Origin of the sequence: Chryseobacterium wanjuense (assembly GCF_900111495.1) — a bacterium.
In the GTDB taxonomy this organism is placed as follows: domain Bacteria; phylum Bacteroidota; class Bacteroidia; order Flavobacteriales; family Weeksellaceae; genus Chryseobacterium; species Chryseobacterium wanjuense.
This window is the reverse complement of record NZ_FOIU01000002.1, coordinates 728,744-744,515: the sequence shown is the minus strand read 5'-3', so window position 1 is coordinate 744,515 and position 15,772 is coordinate 728,744. Positions and strand designations below refer to the sequence as shown.

Sequence of the window (15,772 nt, the reverse complement as noted above, 5' to 3'; positions counted from 1 at the left end):
TTATTATGGCCGAAATAACACTTTCTACAACATCCATCATATCAACAAATTAGAACCCTGAAACTCAATCTTTGATAAAACTTATTAACATTAAGGCAAAAAGTGGGAAAAAGTGGGAAATTTTGGAAATTATTATATAAATTTGTCCCAAATGAAAAGTTTCATTGGAACATATGAGTGTAAAATCGACGACAAAGGCCGCTTAAAAGTCCCTTCATCATTGATCAAGCAGATGGAAAACTTCGACGACAAGGCGTTTGTAGTTAAAAGATCTGTGTTCCAACCCTGCCTGGAAGTTTACCCCATGAATGCGTGGGATAAGGTGATGGGCAAAATTAATAAACTCAACAGATTTATTAAAAAGAATGCTGATTTCATTAGAATGTTTACGGCAGGAGTAAAAACAGTAGAATTGGATAATGCGGGAAGATTACAGATTTCGAAAGACCTGACACATTTCGCAAATCTTCAGAAAGATATTGTGATTACAAGCGCAGGAGAATTGTTTGAAATTTGGGATAAAGATGCCTACGAAAAGGTAATCTCTATCAATGAGACCGATTTTGCCAGCCTTGCCGAAGATGTGATGGGCACTTTCGATGAAGAATAACCACGCTGAATGAGTAATAAAAGCGAGAAAAAAACACAACTTAAACATGTATCATAACCCCGTTTTGTTGAAGCAAAGTGTTGATGATTTGGTAACGAATCCAGACGGAACATACGTGGACTGTACTTTTGGTGGCGGAGGCCATTCAAGAGAGATATTGGGCAGGCTTTCGGATAAAGGAAGGCTGTTTAGTTTTGACCAGGACTTAGATGCTCTTAAAAATACAATTGATGATCCGAGATTTACATTAATTAATCAAAATTTCAGGTTTCTGGAAAATTCATTATTAATGTACGGAGTTTCTCAGGTAGACGGAATTCTGGCTGATCTGGGCGTTTCATCTCACCAGTTTGATGAAGCAGAAAGAGGCTTCTCGACAAGAAGCAATGCCCCATTGGATATGAGAATGAATGTGATGCAGAATCTTGATGCCAAAAGGGTAATTAATGAATATGAAGAAGGAGAGCTTGCCGACATTTTTTACCACTACGGCGAATTGAGGGAAGCAAGAAAACTGGCGAGAGACATCGTTCATCACAGAAAAACAAAAAGCATAGAAACCACAGAGGATTTGAAAAAACTGTTCAGTTATATTCCTCCTCATAAGGTTAATAAATTTTATGCGCAATTGTTTCAGGCAATAAGAATTGAGGTAAATCAGGAGCTGGAAGTGTTAAAAGAAATGCTGGTTCAGGCTTATCAGGTTTTAAAACCGGGAGGAAGACTGGTGGTAATTTCTTATCATTCTTTGGAAGACAGACTGGTAAAAAGATTTTTGAAAAACGGAATGTTTGAAGGGGAACCCGAAAGAGACATTTACGGAAATTATAAAAAAGCATTTGAGCTGGTAAAGAGTAAAGCGATCATCCCAGATGACAGGGAAATCGAAGAAAACTCAAGAGCCAGAAGTGCAAAAATGAGAACAGGAATTAAGGTAGGATAAATCTTCCGCCCACAAATTCCCCTCCTGTGGAGGGGTGGCGAAAATTCAAAGAATTTTTGACGGGGTGGTTATAAAAACTACAATTAAATAAATAATAAATCAGACAAAGTCTGTGGCAAAAAGAACAACATATCGCCCTCAGAAGAAGCTTACTTTTATAGACATTATAAAAGGAAACTTCCTAAATCGTGATGAGATCAAAATACATTACAAGTATTTTCTATTGTTGTTTATATTAATGATGGCAATGATTTACAGTAACCATTTAGTAAACAAAAAAATCAAAATCGTTAATGCCTTAAAAGAAGAAACAGAAGAATATAAATCGCGAAACGCTTACGCACAAAGTAAGCTGATCAAAGTAAAAATGGAATCGGAATTGGGGAAAGAAGTGGCAAAAGACTCTTTAATGACATTGGAAAATCATCCTCACAAACTGCTAATAAAACTGGACAGTACAGATGCAAAAACCAAATGAATACGATAACAAACGTAAAAAAACGTTGAGATGGGGCTACCTCTTTGCAGTGGTGGCTTTGTGCGTGTTTGTCATGTTTTTGGCGAGGATTGTTATCCTTCAAAATACTAATGTTCAGGAAATTAAAGACGATTACATCAATAAAAATTACCGCGAAGCTACTTTAAAAGCCGCCCGTGGAAATTTATTCGCTTCCGACGGCTCTATTCTGGCAACAACCGTAATGCGCTACGACATCTATCTGGATTTCAAAACAATGAAAGACACTGTTTACACCAATAATATCGGTGCTTTAACAGATTCCTTAAGCAAAATGTTCGGAAAATCCAGAGGTGAATTCAGAAAAAAATTCGACGAACAGAGAAAAAAGAAAAACCAATATTATGCATTGGCGAAAGGTCTCGATTTCGATCAATACGACAGAATCAGAAAGTTCCCCATCTTTAAAAAAGGTAAAAACAAAGGCGGTTTCATCGTAGACAGAAACTACAAAAGAGAACTCGCTACTTCGGAAATCGGAGCCGGAACCATCGGTATGGATAATGGCGAGTACAGTTCCGGACTTGAAGGCGCTTTCTCAAAATATCTAAGAGGAACCGACGGGAAAAGATTAGAACAGAGAATCAACTCATCTCAATGGAAACCTATTGATTTCTGGAAAGTTCAGGAACCTGTTGACGGTGAGGATGTTTATACGACTTTAGACCTTAGAATTCAGGACATTGCACATTCGGCATTAGAAAAGCAGCTGATCAATTTCGAAGCCAAACACGGAACTGTGATTGTGATGGAAGTTGAGACAGGGAAAGTTCGTGCAATGGTTAATTTAAGAAGAACTGAAGACGGAGAATATGAAGATTCTTATAATTATGGTTTAAAAGATAATATCGAACCTGGGTCTACTTTTAAAACAATTTCATTGTTGGCCGCAATGGACGACGGCTTTATCGATGAAAATACAACCGTAAATGTAGGAAACGGGGTTTGGGTATACGCAAAACAAAGAATTTCAGACGGTCACGGCGGTGGTACATACGATATCAGTGATGTTTTGGCGAAATCCAGTAACGTAGGAACGGCAAAATTAATTACAAAATATTATGCCGACAAACCTCAGATTTTCCTTGATCATCTGAAGCGTTGGAAATTATTTGACAAAATGGATATCGAGCTTCCGGGAATCACAAAACCAAAGATCGTAACTCCTGAAAATAAAAGATGGAATGCCGCAACATTGGCTTCAATTGCTTACGGATATTCATCAAACATTAATCTTTTGCAGCTAACAACCTTCTACAACGGTGTTGCCAATGGAGGCAAAATGCTGAAACCTCTATTCATCGATAAAATCATGAAAGACGGAAAGGTCATTTACAATGCAAAACCTGAAGTGATCGTCAATAAAATGGCTTCTGAAAAAGCAATTAAAATGATGACCAGCGCATTGACAAAAGCTGTAGAAAAAGGAACGGGGAAAAGTATCTTCACACCCAATTTAAAAATGGCAGGAAAAACAGGAACCGCAAGATTCGAATACTGGCTGCCTGGTCCGATGAAGTACCGTGCCTCATTCGCAGGCTTCTATCCGGCTGATAATCCGAAATATACATGTTATGTGATGATCAGTGAGCCCAATACGGCAAAAGGATTTTACGGAGGAACTGTTTCCGCCCCGGTGTTTAAAGAAATTGCAGGAAAAACATTCCTGAAAACACCACAAAACATTGAAAAAGAAATGCTTGTCGACAAAAAGGTAAACCTTAATAAAATGGTTGAGCCTAATGTGAAAGTAGCAGTAAATAATAAACAAATGCCTAATGTAGTTGGCTTAATTGGTAAAAACGTAATTCCTCAGTTGGAAAACCTAGGCTACCGTGTTGACTATAAAGGAGTTGGAAGAATTAAAGAACAATTCCCTCTGGAAGGCACTACAATTAGTAAAAATCAGAGAATTTATTTGTCTCTGCAGAATTAAAATATAAGCATCAAGGAAATGCAATTAATTGAATTATTAAAAAGAATTCCAGTTTTAGAAATTCACGGTGACGACGCTCGTGAGGTTTCAGAATTGGTGTTCGACAGCAGAAAGGTAACGGAAAACTCTTTGTACATTGCAATGAGAGGAACGGTGGTGGATGGGCATTCATTTATTGCATCTTCGGTTGAAAAAGGAGCAAAAACAATCGTTTGTGAAGAATTTCCTGAAAATTTAGATGAAAATGTTACGTATGTTAAAGTAAAAGATTCATCTAAAGCTTTAGGTCAATTAGCTTCCAATTTCTATGGAAATCCTTCTGAAAAATTAAAATTAATCGGAGTAACGGGAACCAATGGAAAAACTTCTGTTTCTACCCTTCTTTTTGATGTGTTTAAAAATTTAGGGTATGATTCTGCTTTACTTTCTACGGTTGAAATCAGAATCGGGGAAAAAGTAATTCCGGCGACACATACGACTCCGGACGTGATTACCACTAATAAAATTTTAGCTCAGGCGGTTGAAGAAGGCTGCGAATTTGCTTTTATGGAGGTTAGTTCACACGGAATTGCGCAAAACAGAATTGAAGGTCTTCATTTCAAAATTGCAGGTTTTACCAACCTTACCCACGATCATTTGGATTATCATAAAACTTTTGATGAATATTTAAAAACGAAGAAAAGGTTTTTTGATGAGCTTCAGGATACAGCCGTTGCCATCACCAATGTGGATGATAAAAACGGAAATGTCATGCTTCAGAACACAAAGGCGACGAAAAAGTCTTATGCTTTGAAAACCATGGCAGATTATCACGGAAGATTATTGGAAGTTGATTTCAACGGAATGTTGCTGAATTTCAACGGAAAAGAATTCTGGACGACACTGACAGGAAAGTTTAATGTCTACAACTTATTGCTTGTGTTCGGAATTGCTTCTGAGCTTGGTTTTGAATCAGACGAAATTTTGCAGGCCATCAGCAAGTTAAAAAGAGTTTCAGGAAGATTCGAAACCTTCAAATCAGACGGAGGAATTTTCTTCATCGTAGATTATGCGCACACTCCGGATGCTTTGGAAAACATTCTGGACAGCATCAATGATATCAGAACAAAAAACGAAAGACTGATCACAGTTTTCGGTTGCGGAGGTGATAGAGATCACGCAAAAAGACCTGAAATGGGAAATATTGCCACGAAAAAATCGACATTGGCCATCATCACTTCAGACAACCCAAGAACGGAAGATCCGGCAGCCATTATAAAGGAAATTGAAGCAGGCGTTGAGCCTCAGAATTTCAGCAAATACACTTCAATTCCGGACAGAAGAGAAGCCATAAAAATGGCCATAAAGTTTGCAGAACCGAAAGATATTGTTCTTGTAGCCGGAAAAGGCCACGAAAACTATCAGGAGATCAATGGTGTGAAACAGCATTTTGACGACAAAGAAGTAATTAATGAGCTTTGGAAATTAATGAGTAAGTAAATTATAATTTAAAAGATCTTTAAATAAATTAAATTTTAAATCAAGAACCAATGCTATACTATCTATATGAATATCTAACCAGTCAGGGAATCCACGTTCCGGGATTAGGAATGTTGAAATACATCTCTTTCCGTGCGGGGATGGCTGTTTTACTTTCTCTGATCATCGCTCTTATCTACGGAAAAAGAGTGATCAACTATCTGAGAACAAAACAGATGGGCGAGTTGGTTCGCGATCTAGGATTAGACGGCCAGAAACAGAAAGAAGGAACTCCTACGATGGGAGGTCTTATCATTATTTTGGCGACGATCATTCCGGTTTTGCTGTTTACCAGAATTACCAATATTTATATTGTGCTTCTTTTGGTTTCAATGCTTTGGATGGGAGCGATTGGCTTCCTGGACGATTATTTAAAGAAAATTAAAAAAAACAAAGACGGACTAAGCGGTAAATTCAAAATTGTAGGACAGGTAGGATTAGGGTTAATTATCGGAGTTACAATGTATTTCCATCCCGATATTACAGTTAAAAGAAAATACGCAGATGCGAAAGTAGTGAACAGAAATAATGTAGAGCAAAATTTTATGCCGACAGAAAAAATCACCGTTTCCACCGTTCCTTTTGCTAAAAATAATGAGTTCGATTACAGCGGAATACTTTTTTGGATGAATGATAAAGATGCTCACGAATGGGCCTGGATCGTTTTTATCCCGATCGTGATTTTCATTGTAACAGCCGTATCAAACGGAGCCAATATTACCGATGGTATCGATGGCCTCGCCGCAGGTACAAGTGTGGTCATACTGCTGACTCTGGCACTTTTTGCGTACTTATCCGGGAACATTATTTTTGCGGATTACCTCAACATTATGTTCCTGCCGAATATGGGTGAAACCACCATTTTTGCTGTCGCAATGGTAGGAGCCGTTATCGGATTTTTCTGGTACAATACGTATCCTGCGCAGGTTTTCATGGGCGATACGGGAAGTTTGATGTTGGGAGGCGTGATTGCTGTTTTAGCGATTATTTTAAGAAAAGAATTATTGATTCCTGTTTTATGCGGGATCTTCTTAATCGAAAACCTGTCTGTAATGCTTCAGGTAGCGGTTTTCAAATACAGAAAGAAAAAATACGGGCTGGAATATGCCCAAAACAATAGATTATTCAGAATGTCCCCACTACACCACCATTATCAGAAGGGCGGTTTCCACGAAAGTAAAATCGTTAACAGAATGATAATTATCGGGGTAATTCTGGCAATTGTGTGTCTCATTACATTAAAGATGAGATAGAAAATCAGCAATAGGCTATAAGCATCAGGCTTAAAGCGTATCGCATAAAGCAAAATAATATGAAAATAGTTGTTTTAGGAGGAGGAGAAAGTGGTTGCGGAGCTGCTTATCTGGCGAAAAAGCAAGGGATGGAAGTTTTTCTTTCAGACAAAGGTGCCATTAAGGATAACTATAAGCAGTTTCTTCTACACAATGAGATCGAATTTGAAGAAGAAAACCACGACGAAGAAAAAATTTTAAATGCAGACTGGATTGTAAAAAGCCCGGGAATTCCAAAAAAGGCAGAAATCATCCACAAAATTCATGAGAAAGGAATCAGACTTTCTTCTGAAATTGAATTTGCTTCGGAGTTTACCAATGCCAAAATCATCGCTGTCACAGGGAGTAATGGAAAAACAACAACCACGTCTTTGATCTACTATATCCTCAAAAATGATGGGTTGAACGTAGGTCTGGGCGGAAACATCGGATACAGCTTTGCAAAGCAGGTGGCCGATGAAAATTATGAGTATTATGTGTTGGAAGTAAGCTCTTTCCAATTAGATGATATTCAGAATTTTAGACCGTATATTTCTTTATTGTTGAATTTGTCTCAGGATCACCTGGATCAGTACAACTACAATTATGAAGAATATGCTTTGGCTAAGTTCAGAATCACCGAAAATCAGGAGAATGACAATTTCTTCATCTACAATAAAGATGACGAAATGAGTAAAAATATCCTTGAAAAATTAGAAGTAAAGGCGAAGATGATTCCTTTTTCAACAAAAGAAAAATTGTCTGAAGGAGGTTTTATCGATGATGATAAAATTGTGATAAAAATGAAGGATGAATTCTCAATGAAGATTGAAGAATTATCATTGCTTGGAAATCACAATGTTGCCAACAGCTTAGCGGCTTCCATTGCAGGTAAGATTTTGGAAATCAGCAATGAAAGCATCAGAAATTCATTAATGACTTTCCAGGCGGTTGAACACAGACTGGAGTTTGTCACTGAGATTGATGGCGTAAAATATATCAACGACAGCAAGGCAACGAACGTCAACGCAACGTATTACGCGCTAGAAAGTATGAAAACTCCAACCGTTTGGATTGTCGGAGGATTAGATAAAGGAAACGACTATACCGAAATTGAGGATTTAGTCAAAAGAAAAGTAAAAGCAATTGTATGTTTAGGAATTGACAATCAGAAAATTATAAACTTCTTTAAAGACAAGAAAGAATTTATTTATGATACGTCAAGCATGGAAGAAGCAGTGAAAATTTCAAAATCTCTGGCTAAAAAAGGAGATACTGTTTTACTTTCACCATGTTGTGCCAGCTTTGATTTATTCAAAAGCTATGAAGACAGAGGGCGTCAGTTCAAAGAACAGGTGCTTAAAAATTAAGAATTAACAATGAATAATTAAAAGTGAAATCCCATTTTCATTATTAATTTTTCATTATTCATTAAATAACATGAACGAACAAGACACAGAAAGCAGATTTGAATTCCTGAAGGGCGATAAAGTACTTTGGATGGTCATTCTTGTGATCTCCATTTTCTCTATTTTCCCAGTATATTCTGCAAGTTCGAATCTGGAATATATCGTAAATAACGGGACTACAACCGGTCACGTTATCAAACATATGTTCTTTGTGGTCTTAGGTTTGGGAATCATGAGACTGGCAGGAACCGTAAAATATGAATACATCGGAAAGCTGAGCAGTATTTTGCTTGGTTTAATGATTGTTTTATTGGTTGTCACCATGTTTACGGGACAGACGATCGATGGAGCAAGTGCTTCGCGATGGTTGAAAATTCCGGGGACACCGATTTCTTTCCAGCCGTCTTCGTTTGCATTTTTAATGTTGATTATTTATCTCTGCAGGTATTTAACCAAAAAAATTACCCGAGAAAGGCTTCCGATTGAGAACATTATGTACATTTTCGGGCCTATTTTATTGGTTTTTGTATTGGTTGCGAAAGATAACGGTTCTACGGCATTAATGATTTTAATGGTTTCCGTAGTTGTTTTGATTATAGGGCAATTGCACTGGAAATACATTGCAGGATTTATTTCCTCATCATTTGTCGCCATTGTTTTGTTTTTAATAATTGCTTTAAATACAAATCTAATTGGCGGAAACCGTGTTCACACATGGATGAGCCGTATCGAAACATTTACTTCGGCTAAAGCCAAAACAGCCGATGTGGATGATGAAAGCGTAAAGGCTAAAAATTATCAGGTAATGCAGGCCAAAGCGGCCATCGTTCATGGCGGAATTACCGGGATGGGACCAGGAAAAAGTGCCTTAAAACAAATGCTTCCTCAGTCTGCATCCGACTTTATTTTTGCGGTAATTGTTGAAGAATATGGGGTGATCGGTGCCGCATTTCTGATCAGTATGTATTTAATTATGATGATCCGGATTGTGATGATAGCCAGCAAAATGCCCGCATTTTTCGGATCGTTGCTTGTTCTCAGCCTCGGTGTGATGATTTTTATGCAACTATCAGTAAACATTGCCGTTGCAGTGAATCTGATTCCGGTGACGGGACAACCATTGCCTTTAATCAGTTATGGAGGAACATCGATGCTGGTAACTTATTTGCAGTTAGGGATAATTTTAAATATAAGCTCAAGAATCCAGATTTACGATGAAGAAGGAATGGGCAAAAAACAAAGCGTGGCCGAAATCAACGACATCGCTTAAAAACATAGCAGAATAAAATGGAAATAAAATTAATAAGATTCATTGATAACAAAAGTTTAGAAGACTTGTCGGTATTTGACACCGACGAACAGATGATCAGTTTTTTGAAATCTTATAATTTAGAATTTACCGAAATTATTGAACTTAATGATTCTGTTTATAATGTTAGAGAAATCTCAATAAAGCTAATTGAAGACAAAATTGAGGCTTGGGTGTATGTTGATTTTATTGACTTACTTGAGAATTTACCGACAGCATAATATTAATAAAATGAGCAAAAAACTAAAAATATTATTATCAGGTGGCGGAACAGGAGGTCACATCTTCCCTGCCATCGCTATTGCAGACGAAATCAAGAAAAGATTTCCGGATGCAGAGTTTTTGTTCATCGGAGCCAACGGAAAAATGGAAATGGAAAAAGTTCCACAGGCTGGCTATAAGATTGAAGGAATTGATATCGCCGGAATCGACAGAGGAAATATGCTATCGAATTTAGGTTTGCCTTTTAAAATTTTAAAAAGTTTATCTAAATCTAAAAAGATCATTAAAAGCTTCGCTCCCGATTTTGCAGTAGGAACAGGTGGTTTTGCAAGTGGACCTGCTTTGTATGAAGCAAGCAAGCTGGGAATTCCGATTTTTATTCAGGAGCAGAATGCACACGCAGGCGTAACGAATAAAATTTTAAGTAAAAAAGCGAAAGCTGTTTTCACGGCTTATCCGAAAGTGGAAGGTTTTCCGGCTGAAAAAATAAAGTTTTTGGGCAACCCTATTCGTTCAACTATCGTTTCAGGAATGCAGGATACAGCTCAGGCAAAAGAAAAAATGGGCTTGGATAAAGACAAACTGACGATTCTTTCGGTAGGTGGATCTTTAGGCTCAAGAACATTAAATAACGGTTGGAAAGAAAACTTAGAAAACCTTAAAGCAAAAGGCTATCAATTGATCTGGCAAACCGGAAAATTAGACTTCAGCGAATTGAGCAACGAATCTCGAATCTCGGATCTCGGATCTCAAATTCAGCTGAAAGAATTCATCAAAGACATGGAAACAGCCTATTCTGCTGCAGATGTGATTGTTTCCAGAGCAGGAGCGATTGCCATTTCAGAGCTGGCGGTAGCACAAAAGCCTGTTTTATTGGTGCCTTTCCCATTTGCAGCGGAAGACCATCAAACCAAAAATGCCATGAATCTGGTTGAAAAAAACGCAGCCAGAATGGTAAAAGACTCTGAAATGCAGGAAAAATTCTGGAATACTCTTTCAGAAATCTGCGAAAATGAAAATGTAAGAAAAGAAATGTCTGAAAATCTTAAATATTTTGCCAAGCCAAATGCTGCAAAAGAGATTGTGGATGAGATTTTTAAAATAATTAAATAATGTCAACTGAACTTTCGACATATAGAAAATTCATTTATAAAGATGATGCTTTAGAATTAATTAAAATTCTTGAAGAACATCATATTGCTTATGAATTGGCAAATAATTCTTCGCAATTGGATTCCAGTTTTGGAGGAGATATTAATACAAAACAGTTTGAACTAAAAATTCAAAAAGAAGATTTTAATCAGGTCGAGAAATTAGAAGAAGATTTAGTTAAAAAAGAAATTGAAAATGTAGAGGAAGATTATCACCTTTTTGATTATTCTGATGAAGAGCTGATCGAAATCGTGACAAAAAAAGAGGAGTGGAACAAATTTGATTATCTGCTTGCTCAAAAAATATTAAAACAAAGAGGAAAGGAAATTAATCCAGAACTTTTAAAAATTATAAATAAACAGAGAATTAAAGATCTTTCAACCCAAGAAGAAAGCCCAACCTGGTTAATAATAATCGGATACGCTTCTGCTCTTGTTGCCGGATTTTTAGGTGTTTTTGTTGGAGCTTATTTAATGTATTATAAAAAAGCTTTGCCAAACGGAGATAGAATTTATGGCTTTACTAAAAAAGACAGGAGTCATGGACAAAACATTTTAATTATCTCTGCAGTAGCTTTCTTTGTATGGATTGGAATAAGATTTTTTAGTTAATAGTATAAAAATGAACAATTTAGAAACATATCAAAATTTTTACTTCGTTGGAATCGGAGGTATCGGAATGAGTGCTCTGGCGCGTTATTTCCATGCTTCGGGCAAGAAAGTTTCAGGCTACGATAAAACCAACACCAAACTTACCCAGGCTTTGATGAGCGAGGGAATTGATATTGTTTTTGAAGATGTCATTGATGAAAGAATCACTTCGCTTCAGAAGGAAAATACATTGGTAATTTATACTCCTGCGATCAAGGTTTTAGGAATTTTAGATTATTTTAATGAAAAACAGTTTGATGTTTTAAAACGTGCAAAAGTTTTAGGATTAATTACAGAAAACACAGATTGCATCGCTGTTGCAGGAACTCATGGAAAAACGACAACTTCTACCTTGGTTTCGCACTTGTGTAAAGAAGCAGATTTGCCTTTCTCATGTTTCTTGGGCGGAATTTCTGAGAATTTTAAATCGAATTTCCTTTACAACGGATCACAATACTCTGTAGTTGAAGCAGATGAGTATGACAGAAGTTTTCTGAACCTTTCTCCGGATTGGGCAGTGATTACATCCACGGATGCAGACCATTTGGATATCTATGGTGATAAAAACACGATTGAAGAAGGATTCAGACAATTTGCAGCTTTGGTTCCAAATGATAAACAGCTTTTTGTAAGAAAAGGCATTGAAATCGGAAGACCTTCCCTGACATACGCAGTGAATGAAGTCGCTGATTATTACTCAGATAACCTTCGAATGGAGAATGACAAAATCTATTTCGATTTCCATACTCCGACAGAAACTATTAAAGATTTTATCTGGGAAATCCCTGGAATTCACAATGTTGAAAATGCGACAGTTGCATTGGCTATTTTAAACAATTTAGGCGTGGATTTCGAGACTTTAAAGAAAGCGATTGCCAATTTTAAAGGCATTAAAAGAAGATATACAAAACACAGATATCAGAACGGTAAAATTTATATCGACGATTACGCTCACCATCCGACAGAAATCAATGCAGTGATGAGCTCGATCCGAACTTTTTACCCGGGAAAAAAATTATTGGTGGCTTTCCAGCCGCATCTGTTTAGCAGAACGAGAGATTTTGCCGATGGATTTGCGGAAAGTTTAAGCCAGTCCGATGAATTGATTTTACTGGACATTTATCCTGCAAGAGAGCTTCAGGAAAATTTTAAAGGCATCACTTCAAGCTGGTTATTGGAAAAAGTGACTTTAGATAAAAAGGAAGTTTCAACATTAAATGAAGCTTTCAATAAAATAAAAGAAAAAGATTTTGACATCCTTCTCACGGTAGGCGCAGGAAATATTGATACGCTGTATGATCCTATTTGTGAGTGGATGGGAGGAAATTAGTTTAAAGAAATTTAACGCTACGAACGCAATGTAATTTTTTACAAATAAACATTAATTCCGTTCGCAAAGGCGTTTCACTCAGCAAATGATAACTGAAAATATCATTTAAGAGTAATTAAAAACACACAAATGACAGAAAATGAAATATCAAATATAGTTTTTGATGCAGGGATGAAAGTGCATCGTAAACTTGGGATTGGGAAATTTTCATTCCATCCTATTTAAAGACGGAGTAAAAAGAGCAGTAAACAAATTATAAAACAAAAGCTTAGTTTAATACCACATGCGCAAGTATAAAACTAAAATTGTAAAAATGTTTTCAGTTATCATTTGCTGAGTGAAACGCCTTTGCGAACGAAAAATAACAAGTAATATTTTTAAATAAAACCCTAGCGGGCATAGCGTTAAAACGTTTAAAAAACAAAATGAAAAATAAATACAGAATATTAAAAATTGCCATCACAGTCATCATTCTAGGATTTCTGTTGAGTTTCTCTTTGAAGAAATTCAGCGGTCAGAAGATTGTGGACAATAAGATTTCTGTAAAAATGAATGAAAAAACTCCGGTATATTTTATCGATGAAAAAGATATCCGCGAAATCGTAAAAAAAGAAAACCCTTCCGGGAAAGTCGGTGATTTGAATATTCCGGCTTTGGAGAAAAAAATTAATGACCTTCCGGCTGTTGACAGCGCTAATGTTTATTTAAACCTAAATGGAAAATTAAACCTGGATATTAAGCAAAGAGTCCCGGTTTTCAGGTTAAACAAAGACGGAAGAGATTTTTATGTAGACGAAAAAGGAATCGAATTTCCGATATCAAAAACCTATTCACATCCTTGCATGCTTGTGACAGGAAATGTGAAAAAAGATGAATATCAAAAATTGGCTGAGTTGGTTGAGAAAATCGATAAAGATGATTTCAGTAAAAAATATTTCATCGGAATTTCAAAAGATAATAACAATGACTACAATCTTCTGACAAGCGAAGGAAATTATAAAGTAGAAATAGGAGATTTAGATCATATTGATTTTAAAGTAAAAGGTTTTAAAACTTTCGTTGAGAAATACCTTGTCTATCAGGATCCTCAGAAGTACAGCATGGTTTCTGTGAAATACCAGAACCAGATTGTAACGACTTTAAATCCTTATTACAAAGAAAACGACAGTATTTTGAAGGCGGGGAATAAAGAACTGGCAAAAGTTCCGGCTCCTACCCCTGTCAGGAAAACGGCTGAACCAAAGCTAAAAGCGGCACCGAAAAAAGAAACTAAAAAACCAGCTACCACTTCCTCAAAACCGAAGGAAAGTACAAAGCCAAAAGTGGTGACCAAACCCAAGGAAACCAAAAAAACAGAGAAGAAACCTACGGCAGCAAAGCCGAAGACAAAAGCAAAAGTAAAAATAGAATAAGAGTCAAAAGAATGACAAGACAGGGATGATGAAAACCCTAATTATTAGAAAAATCAAATCGGTATAAACAATGGAAAATCAAGAGTATTCAGTAGGTCTGGACATCGGGACAACAAAGATTGTCGCGATTGTCGGAAGGAGGAATGCACACGGGAAAATTGAAGTTCTCGGTGTCGGGAAGGCTAAGAGTCTTGGTGTTCACAAAGGTATTGTGAATAATATTTCGCAAACCATTAATTCAATCAAAGCTGCTGTTTCTGAAGCACAGTCCAGCGCTGGAGTTCCTATCCGTAAAGTTACGGTTGGGATTGCAGGAAAACACATCCGTTCTCTGCAGCACTCAGATTATATTATGCGTGAACATCCGGATAAATTCATTACAGATGACGACATCGAAGCATTGAAGGATCAGGTGAAAAAACTGGTAATGCTTCCTGGTGAAGAAATTATCCATGTCCTTCCTCAAGAATATAAGGTGGATTCTGAAGGCGAAATTCAGGAGCCTATCGGTATGCACGGAAAACGTTTAGAAGCTAATTTCCACGTTGTTGTCGGGCAGATGGGAAGCATCCGAAACATTGCAAGATGCGTTCGTGAAGCAGGATTGGAAATGGAAGCCCTTACGTTGGAACCTTTGGCTTCATCAGAGGCTGTTCTTACAAAAGAAGAAAAAGAAGCAGGTGTAGCGATCGTAGACATCGGTGGCGGAACAACGGATATTGCGATCTTTAAAGACAATATCATTCGTCATACCTGCGTAATTCCTTACGGTGGCGGAATTATCACCGAAGATATTAAGGAAGGCTGTTCGATCATCGAAAAACATGCGGAACAATTGAAAGTAAAATTCGGTTCTGCAGTTCCTGAGCTTGAAAAAGACAGTACGTACGTGACAATCCCGGGATTGCACGGAAGACCTGATAAAGAAATTTCATTAAAAACTTTAGCACAGATTATCAATGCCAGAGTGGAAGAAATTCTGGAAATGGTCAATACAGAATTAAAAGCTTACGGCGCTTTCGAACAAAAGAAAAAACTGATTGCAGGAATTGTACTTACAGGAGGTGGTTCAAACTTAAAACACCTTCGTCAGCTGGCCAATTATACAACAGGTTTCGACAGCAGAATCGGTTTTGCGAACGAATATATTGCCAACGACAAAAACCAATATCTGAAAGGTCCCGAATTTGCAACTTCTATTGGATTATTAATGGAAAGTTTAAAAATAAGGGATAAAAAGCAGAATATTGTTGTGGAAGAAGCCATCCAGGAGCAGGCTCAGCCAAAAGCTGAAACAACCTCGACTCCGGCAGAAACGTTGCAGCAACCTATTCAGCAGACAGAAACCATTCAGCATCAGGAACTTTCAGAACAGCAGAAAGAAAATAAAAGAGTAGCAAAACTGACTTTCGGGCAGTCTCTGATGGAAAAAGTAAAAAAATTCTTTGAAGAAGTAGAGTAAATATAAGGGGATAAAGGATCAATGATAAAAA

The 15,772-nt window shown here is 37.0% G+C and carries 14 protein-coding genes; all 14 read left to right on the top strand.

Annotated elements, in window-relative coordinates; translation table 11 throughout:
* Positions 1-151: 151 nt before the first annotated feature.
* The 14 genes from mraZ to ftsA all read left to right on the top strand — a co-directional run bounded on the left by mraZ (position 152) and on the right by ftsA (position 15,741).
* On the top strand, positions 152-610 hold the full coding sequence (gene mraZ / locus BMX24_RS15195) for a division/cell wall cluster transcriptional repressor MraZ (RefSeq protein WP_089794168.1): 459 nt from the start codon (positions 152-154) through the stop codon (positions 608-610).
* Positions 611-656: 46 nt separating this feature from the next.
* A complete protein-coding gene (gene rsmH, locus BMX24_RS15190; protein WP_089794166.1) occupies positions 657-1,553 on the top strand; it encodes a 16S rRNA (cytosine(1402)-N(4))-methyltransferase RsmH in 897 nt (298 codons plus the stop codon).
* Positions 1,554-1,665: 112 nt separating this feature from the next.
* Positions 1,666-2,031 carry an FtsL-like putative cell division protein gene (locus BMX24_RS15185; protein WP_089794164.1) on the top strand — a complete coding sequence of 122 codons (366 nt, stop codon included), beginning with the start codon at positions 1,666-1,668 and terminating at the stop codon, positions 2,029-2,031.
* Positions 2,015-4,006, top strand: coding sequence for a penicillin-binding transpeptidase domain-containing protein (locus BMX24_RS15180; RefSeq protein ID WP_089794162.1), 1,992 nt, complete (start codon positions 2,015-2,017; stop codon positions 4,004-4,006). The genes BMX24_RS15185 and BMX24_RS15180 overlap by 17 nt, the downstream gene beginning before the upstream one ends.
* 18 nt (positions 4,007-4,024) lie before the next feature.
* Positions 4,025-5,485: a UDP-N-acetylmuramoyl-L-alanyl-D-glutamate--2,6-diaminopimelate ligase gene (locus BMX24_RS15175; RefSeq protein ID WP_089794160.1), complete on the top strand. Its 1,461-nt coding sequence runs from the start codon at positions 4,025-4,027 to the stop codon at positions 5,483-5,485.
* Between the two features lie 50 nt (positions 5,486-5,535).
* Complete coding sequence (gene mraY / locus BMX24_RS15170; protein ID WP_089794158.1) at positions 5,536-6,777, top strand: phospho-N-acetylmuramoyl-pentapeptide-transferase; 1,242 nt, start codon at positions 5,536-5,538, stop codon at positions 6,775-6,777.
* Between the two features lie 59 nt (positions 6,778-6,836).
* Positions 6,837-8,165, top strand: a complete 1,329-nt coding sequence (gene murD / locus BMX24_RS15165; protein ID WP_089794156.1) for a UDP-N-acetylmuramoyl-L-alanine--D-glutamate ligase — start codon at positions 6,837-6,839, stop codon at positions 8,163-8,165.
* Positions 8,166-8,235: 70 nt separating this feature from the next.
* Entirely contained in the window at positions 8,236-9,474 is a 1,239-nt protein-coding gene (locus BMX24_RS15160) for an FtsW/RodA/SpoVE family cell cycle protein (RefSeq protein ID WP_089794153.1), read from the top strand.
* Positions 9,475-9,491: 17 nt separating this feature from the next.
* The gene (locus tag BMX24_RS15155; protein ID WP_089794151.1) at positions 9,492-9,734 is read left to right on the top strand and encodes a hypothetical protein; all 243 of its coding nucleotides are present in this window, start codon (positions 9,492-9,494) and stop codon (positions 9,732-9,734) included.
* A 10-nt stretch (positions 9,735-9,744) separates the two neighbouring features.
* Positions 9,745-10,848, top strand: a complete 1,104-nt coding sequence (murG, locus tag BMX24_RS15150; protein ID WP_089794150.1) for an undecaprenyldiphospho-muramoylpentapeptide beta-N-acetylglucosaminyltransferase — start codon at positions 9,745-9,747, stop codon at positions 10,846-10,848.
* The gene (locus tag BMX24_RS15145) at positions 10,848-11,498 is read left to right on the top strand and encodes a hypothetical protein (RefSeq protein ID WP_089794148.1); all 651 of its coding nucleotides are present in this window, start codon (positions 10,848-10,850) and stop codon (positions 11,496-11,498) included. The genes murG and BMX24_RS15145 overlap by 1 nt, the downstream gene beginning before the upstream one ends.
* Positions 11,499-11,508: 10 nt before the next feature.
* A complete protein-coding gene (murC, locus tag BMX24_RS15140; protein ID WP_089794146.1) occupies positions 11,509-12,867 on the top strand; it encodes a UDP-N-acetylmuramate--L-alanine ligase in 1,359 nt (452 codons plus the stop codon).
* A gap of 425 nt (positions 12,868-13,292) precedes the next feature.
* Entirely contained in the window at positions 13,293-14,279 is a 987-nt protein-coding gene (locus BMX24_RS15135) for a cell division protein FtsQ/DivIB (protein WP_089794144.1), read from the top strand.
* Between the two features lie 70 nt (positions 14,280-14,349).
* A complete protein-coding gene (gene ftsA / locus BMX24_RS15130; protein ID WP_089794142.1) occupies positions 14,350-15,741 on the top strand; it encodes a cell division protein FtsA in 1,392 nt (463 codons plus the stop codon).
* Positions 15,742-15,772 lie beyond the last annotated feature (31 nt).

What these genes read in the sequence shown, in the direction of transcription:
- mraZ (WP_089794168.1), top strand. Translation starts at nt 152, where the DNA reads ATGAAAAGTTTCATTGGAACATATGAGTGTAAAATCGACGACAAAGGC.
- rsmH (WP_089794166.1), top strand. Translation starts at nt 657, where the DNA reads ATGTATCATAACCCCGTTTTGTTGAAGCAAAGTGTTGATGATTTGGTA.
- BMX24_RS15180 (WP_089794162.1), top strand. Translation starts at nt 2,015, where the DNA reads ATGCAAAAACCAAATGAATACGATAACAAACGTAAAAAAACGTTGAGA.
- BMX24_RS15175 (WP_089794160.1), top strand. Translation starts at nt 4,025, where the DNA reads ATGCAATTAATTGAATTATTAAAAAGAATTCCAGTTTTAGAAATTCAC.
- mraY (WP_089794158.1), top strand. Translation starts at nt 5,536, where the DNA reads ATGCTATACTATCTATATGAATATCTAACCAGTCAGGGAATCCACGTT.
- murD (WP_089794156.1), top strand. Translation starts at nt 6,837, where the DNA reads ATGAAAATAGTTGTTTTAGGAGGAGGAGAAAGTGGTTGCGGAGCTGCT.
- BMX24_RS15160 (WP_089794153.1), top strand. Translation starts at nt 8,236, where the DNA reads ATGAACGAACAAGACACAGAAAGCAGATTTGAATTCCTGAAGGGCGAT.
- BMX24_RS15155 (WP_089794151.1), top strand. Translation starts at nt 9,492, where the DNA reads ATGGAAATAAAATTAATAAGATTCATTGATAACAAAAGTTTAGAAGAC.
- murG (WP_089794150.1), top strand. Translation starts at nt 9,745, where the DNA reads ATGAGCAAAAAACTAAAAATATTATTATCAGGTGGCGGAACAGGAGGT.
- BMX24_RS15145 (WP_089794148.1), top strand. Translation starts at nt 10,848, where the DNA reads ATGTCAACTGAACTTTCGACATATAGAAAATTCATTTATAAAGATGAT.
- murC (WP_089794146.1), top strand. Translation starts at nt 11,509, where the DNA reads ATGAACAATTTAGAAACATATCAAAATTTTTACTTCGTTGGAATCGGA.
- BMX24_RS15135 (WP_089794144.1), top strand. Translation starts at nt 13,293, where the DNA reads ATGAAAAATAAATACAGAATATTAAAAATTGCCATCACAGTCATCATT.
- ftsA (WP_089794142.1), top strand. Translation starts at nt 14,350, where the DNA reads ATGGAAAATCAAGAGTATTCAGTAGGTCTGGACATCGGGACAACAAAG.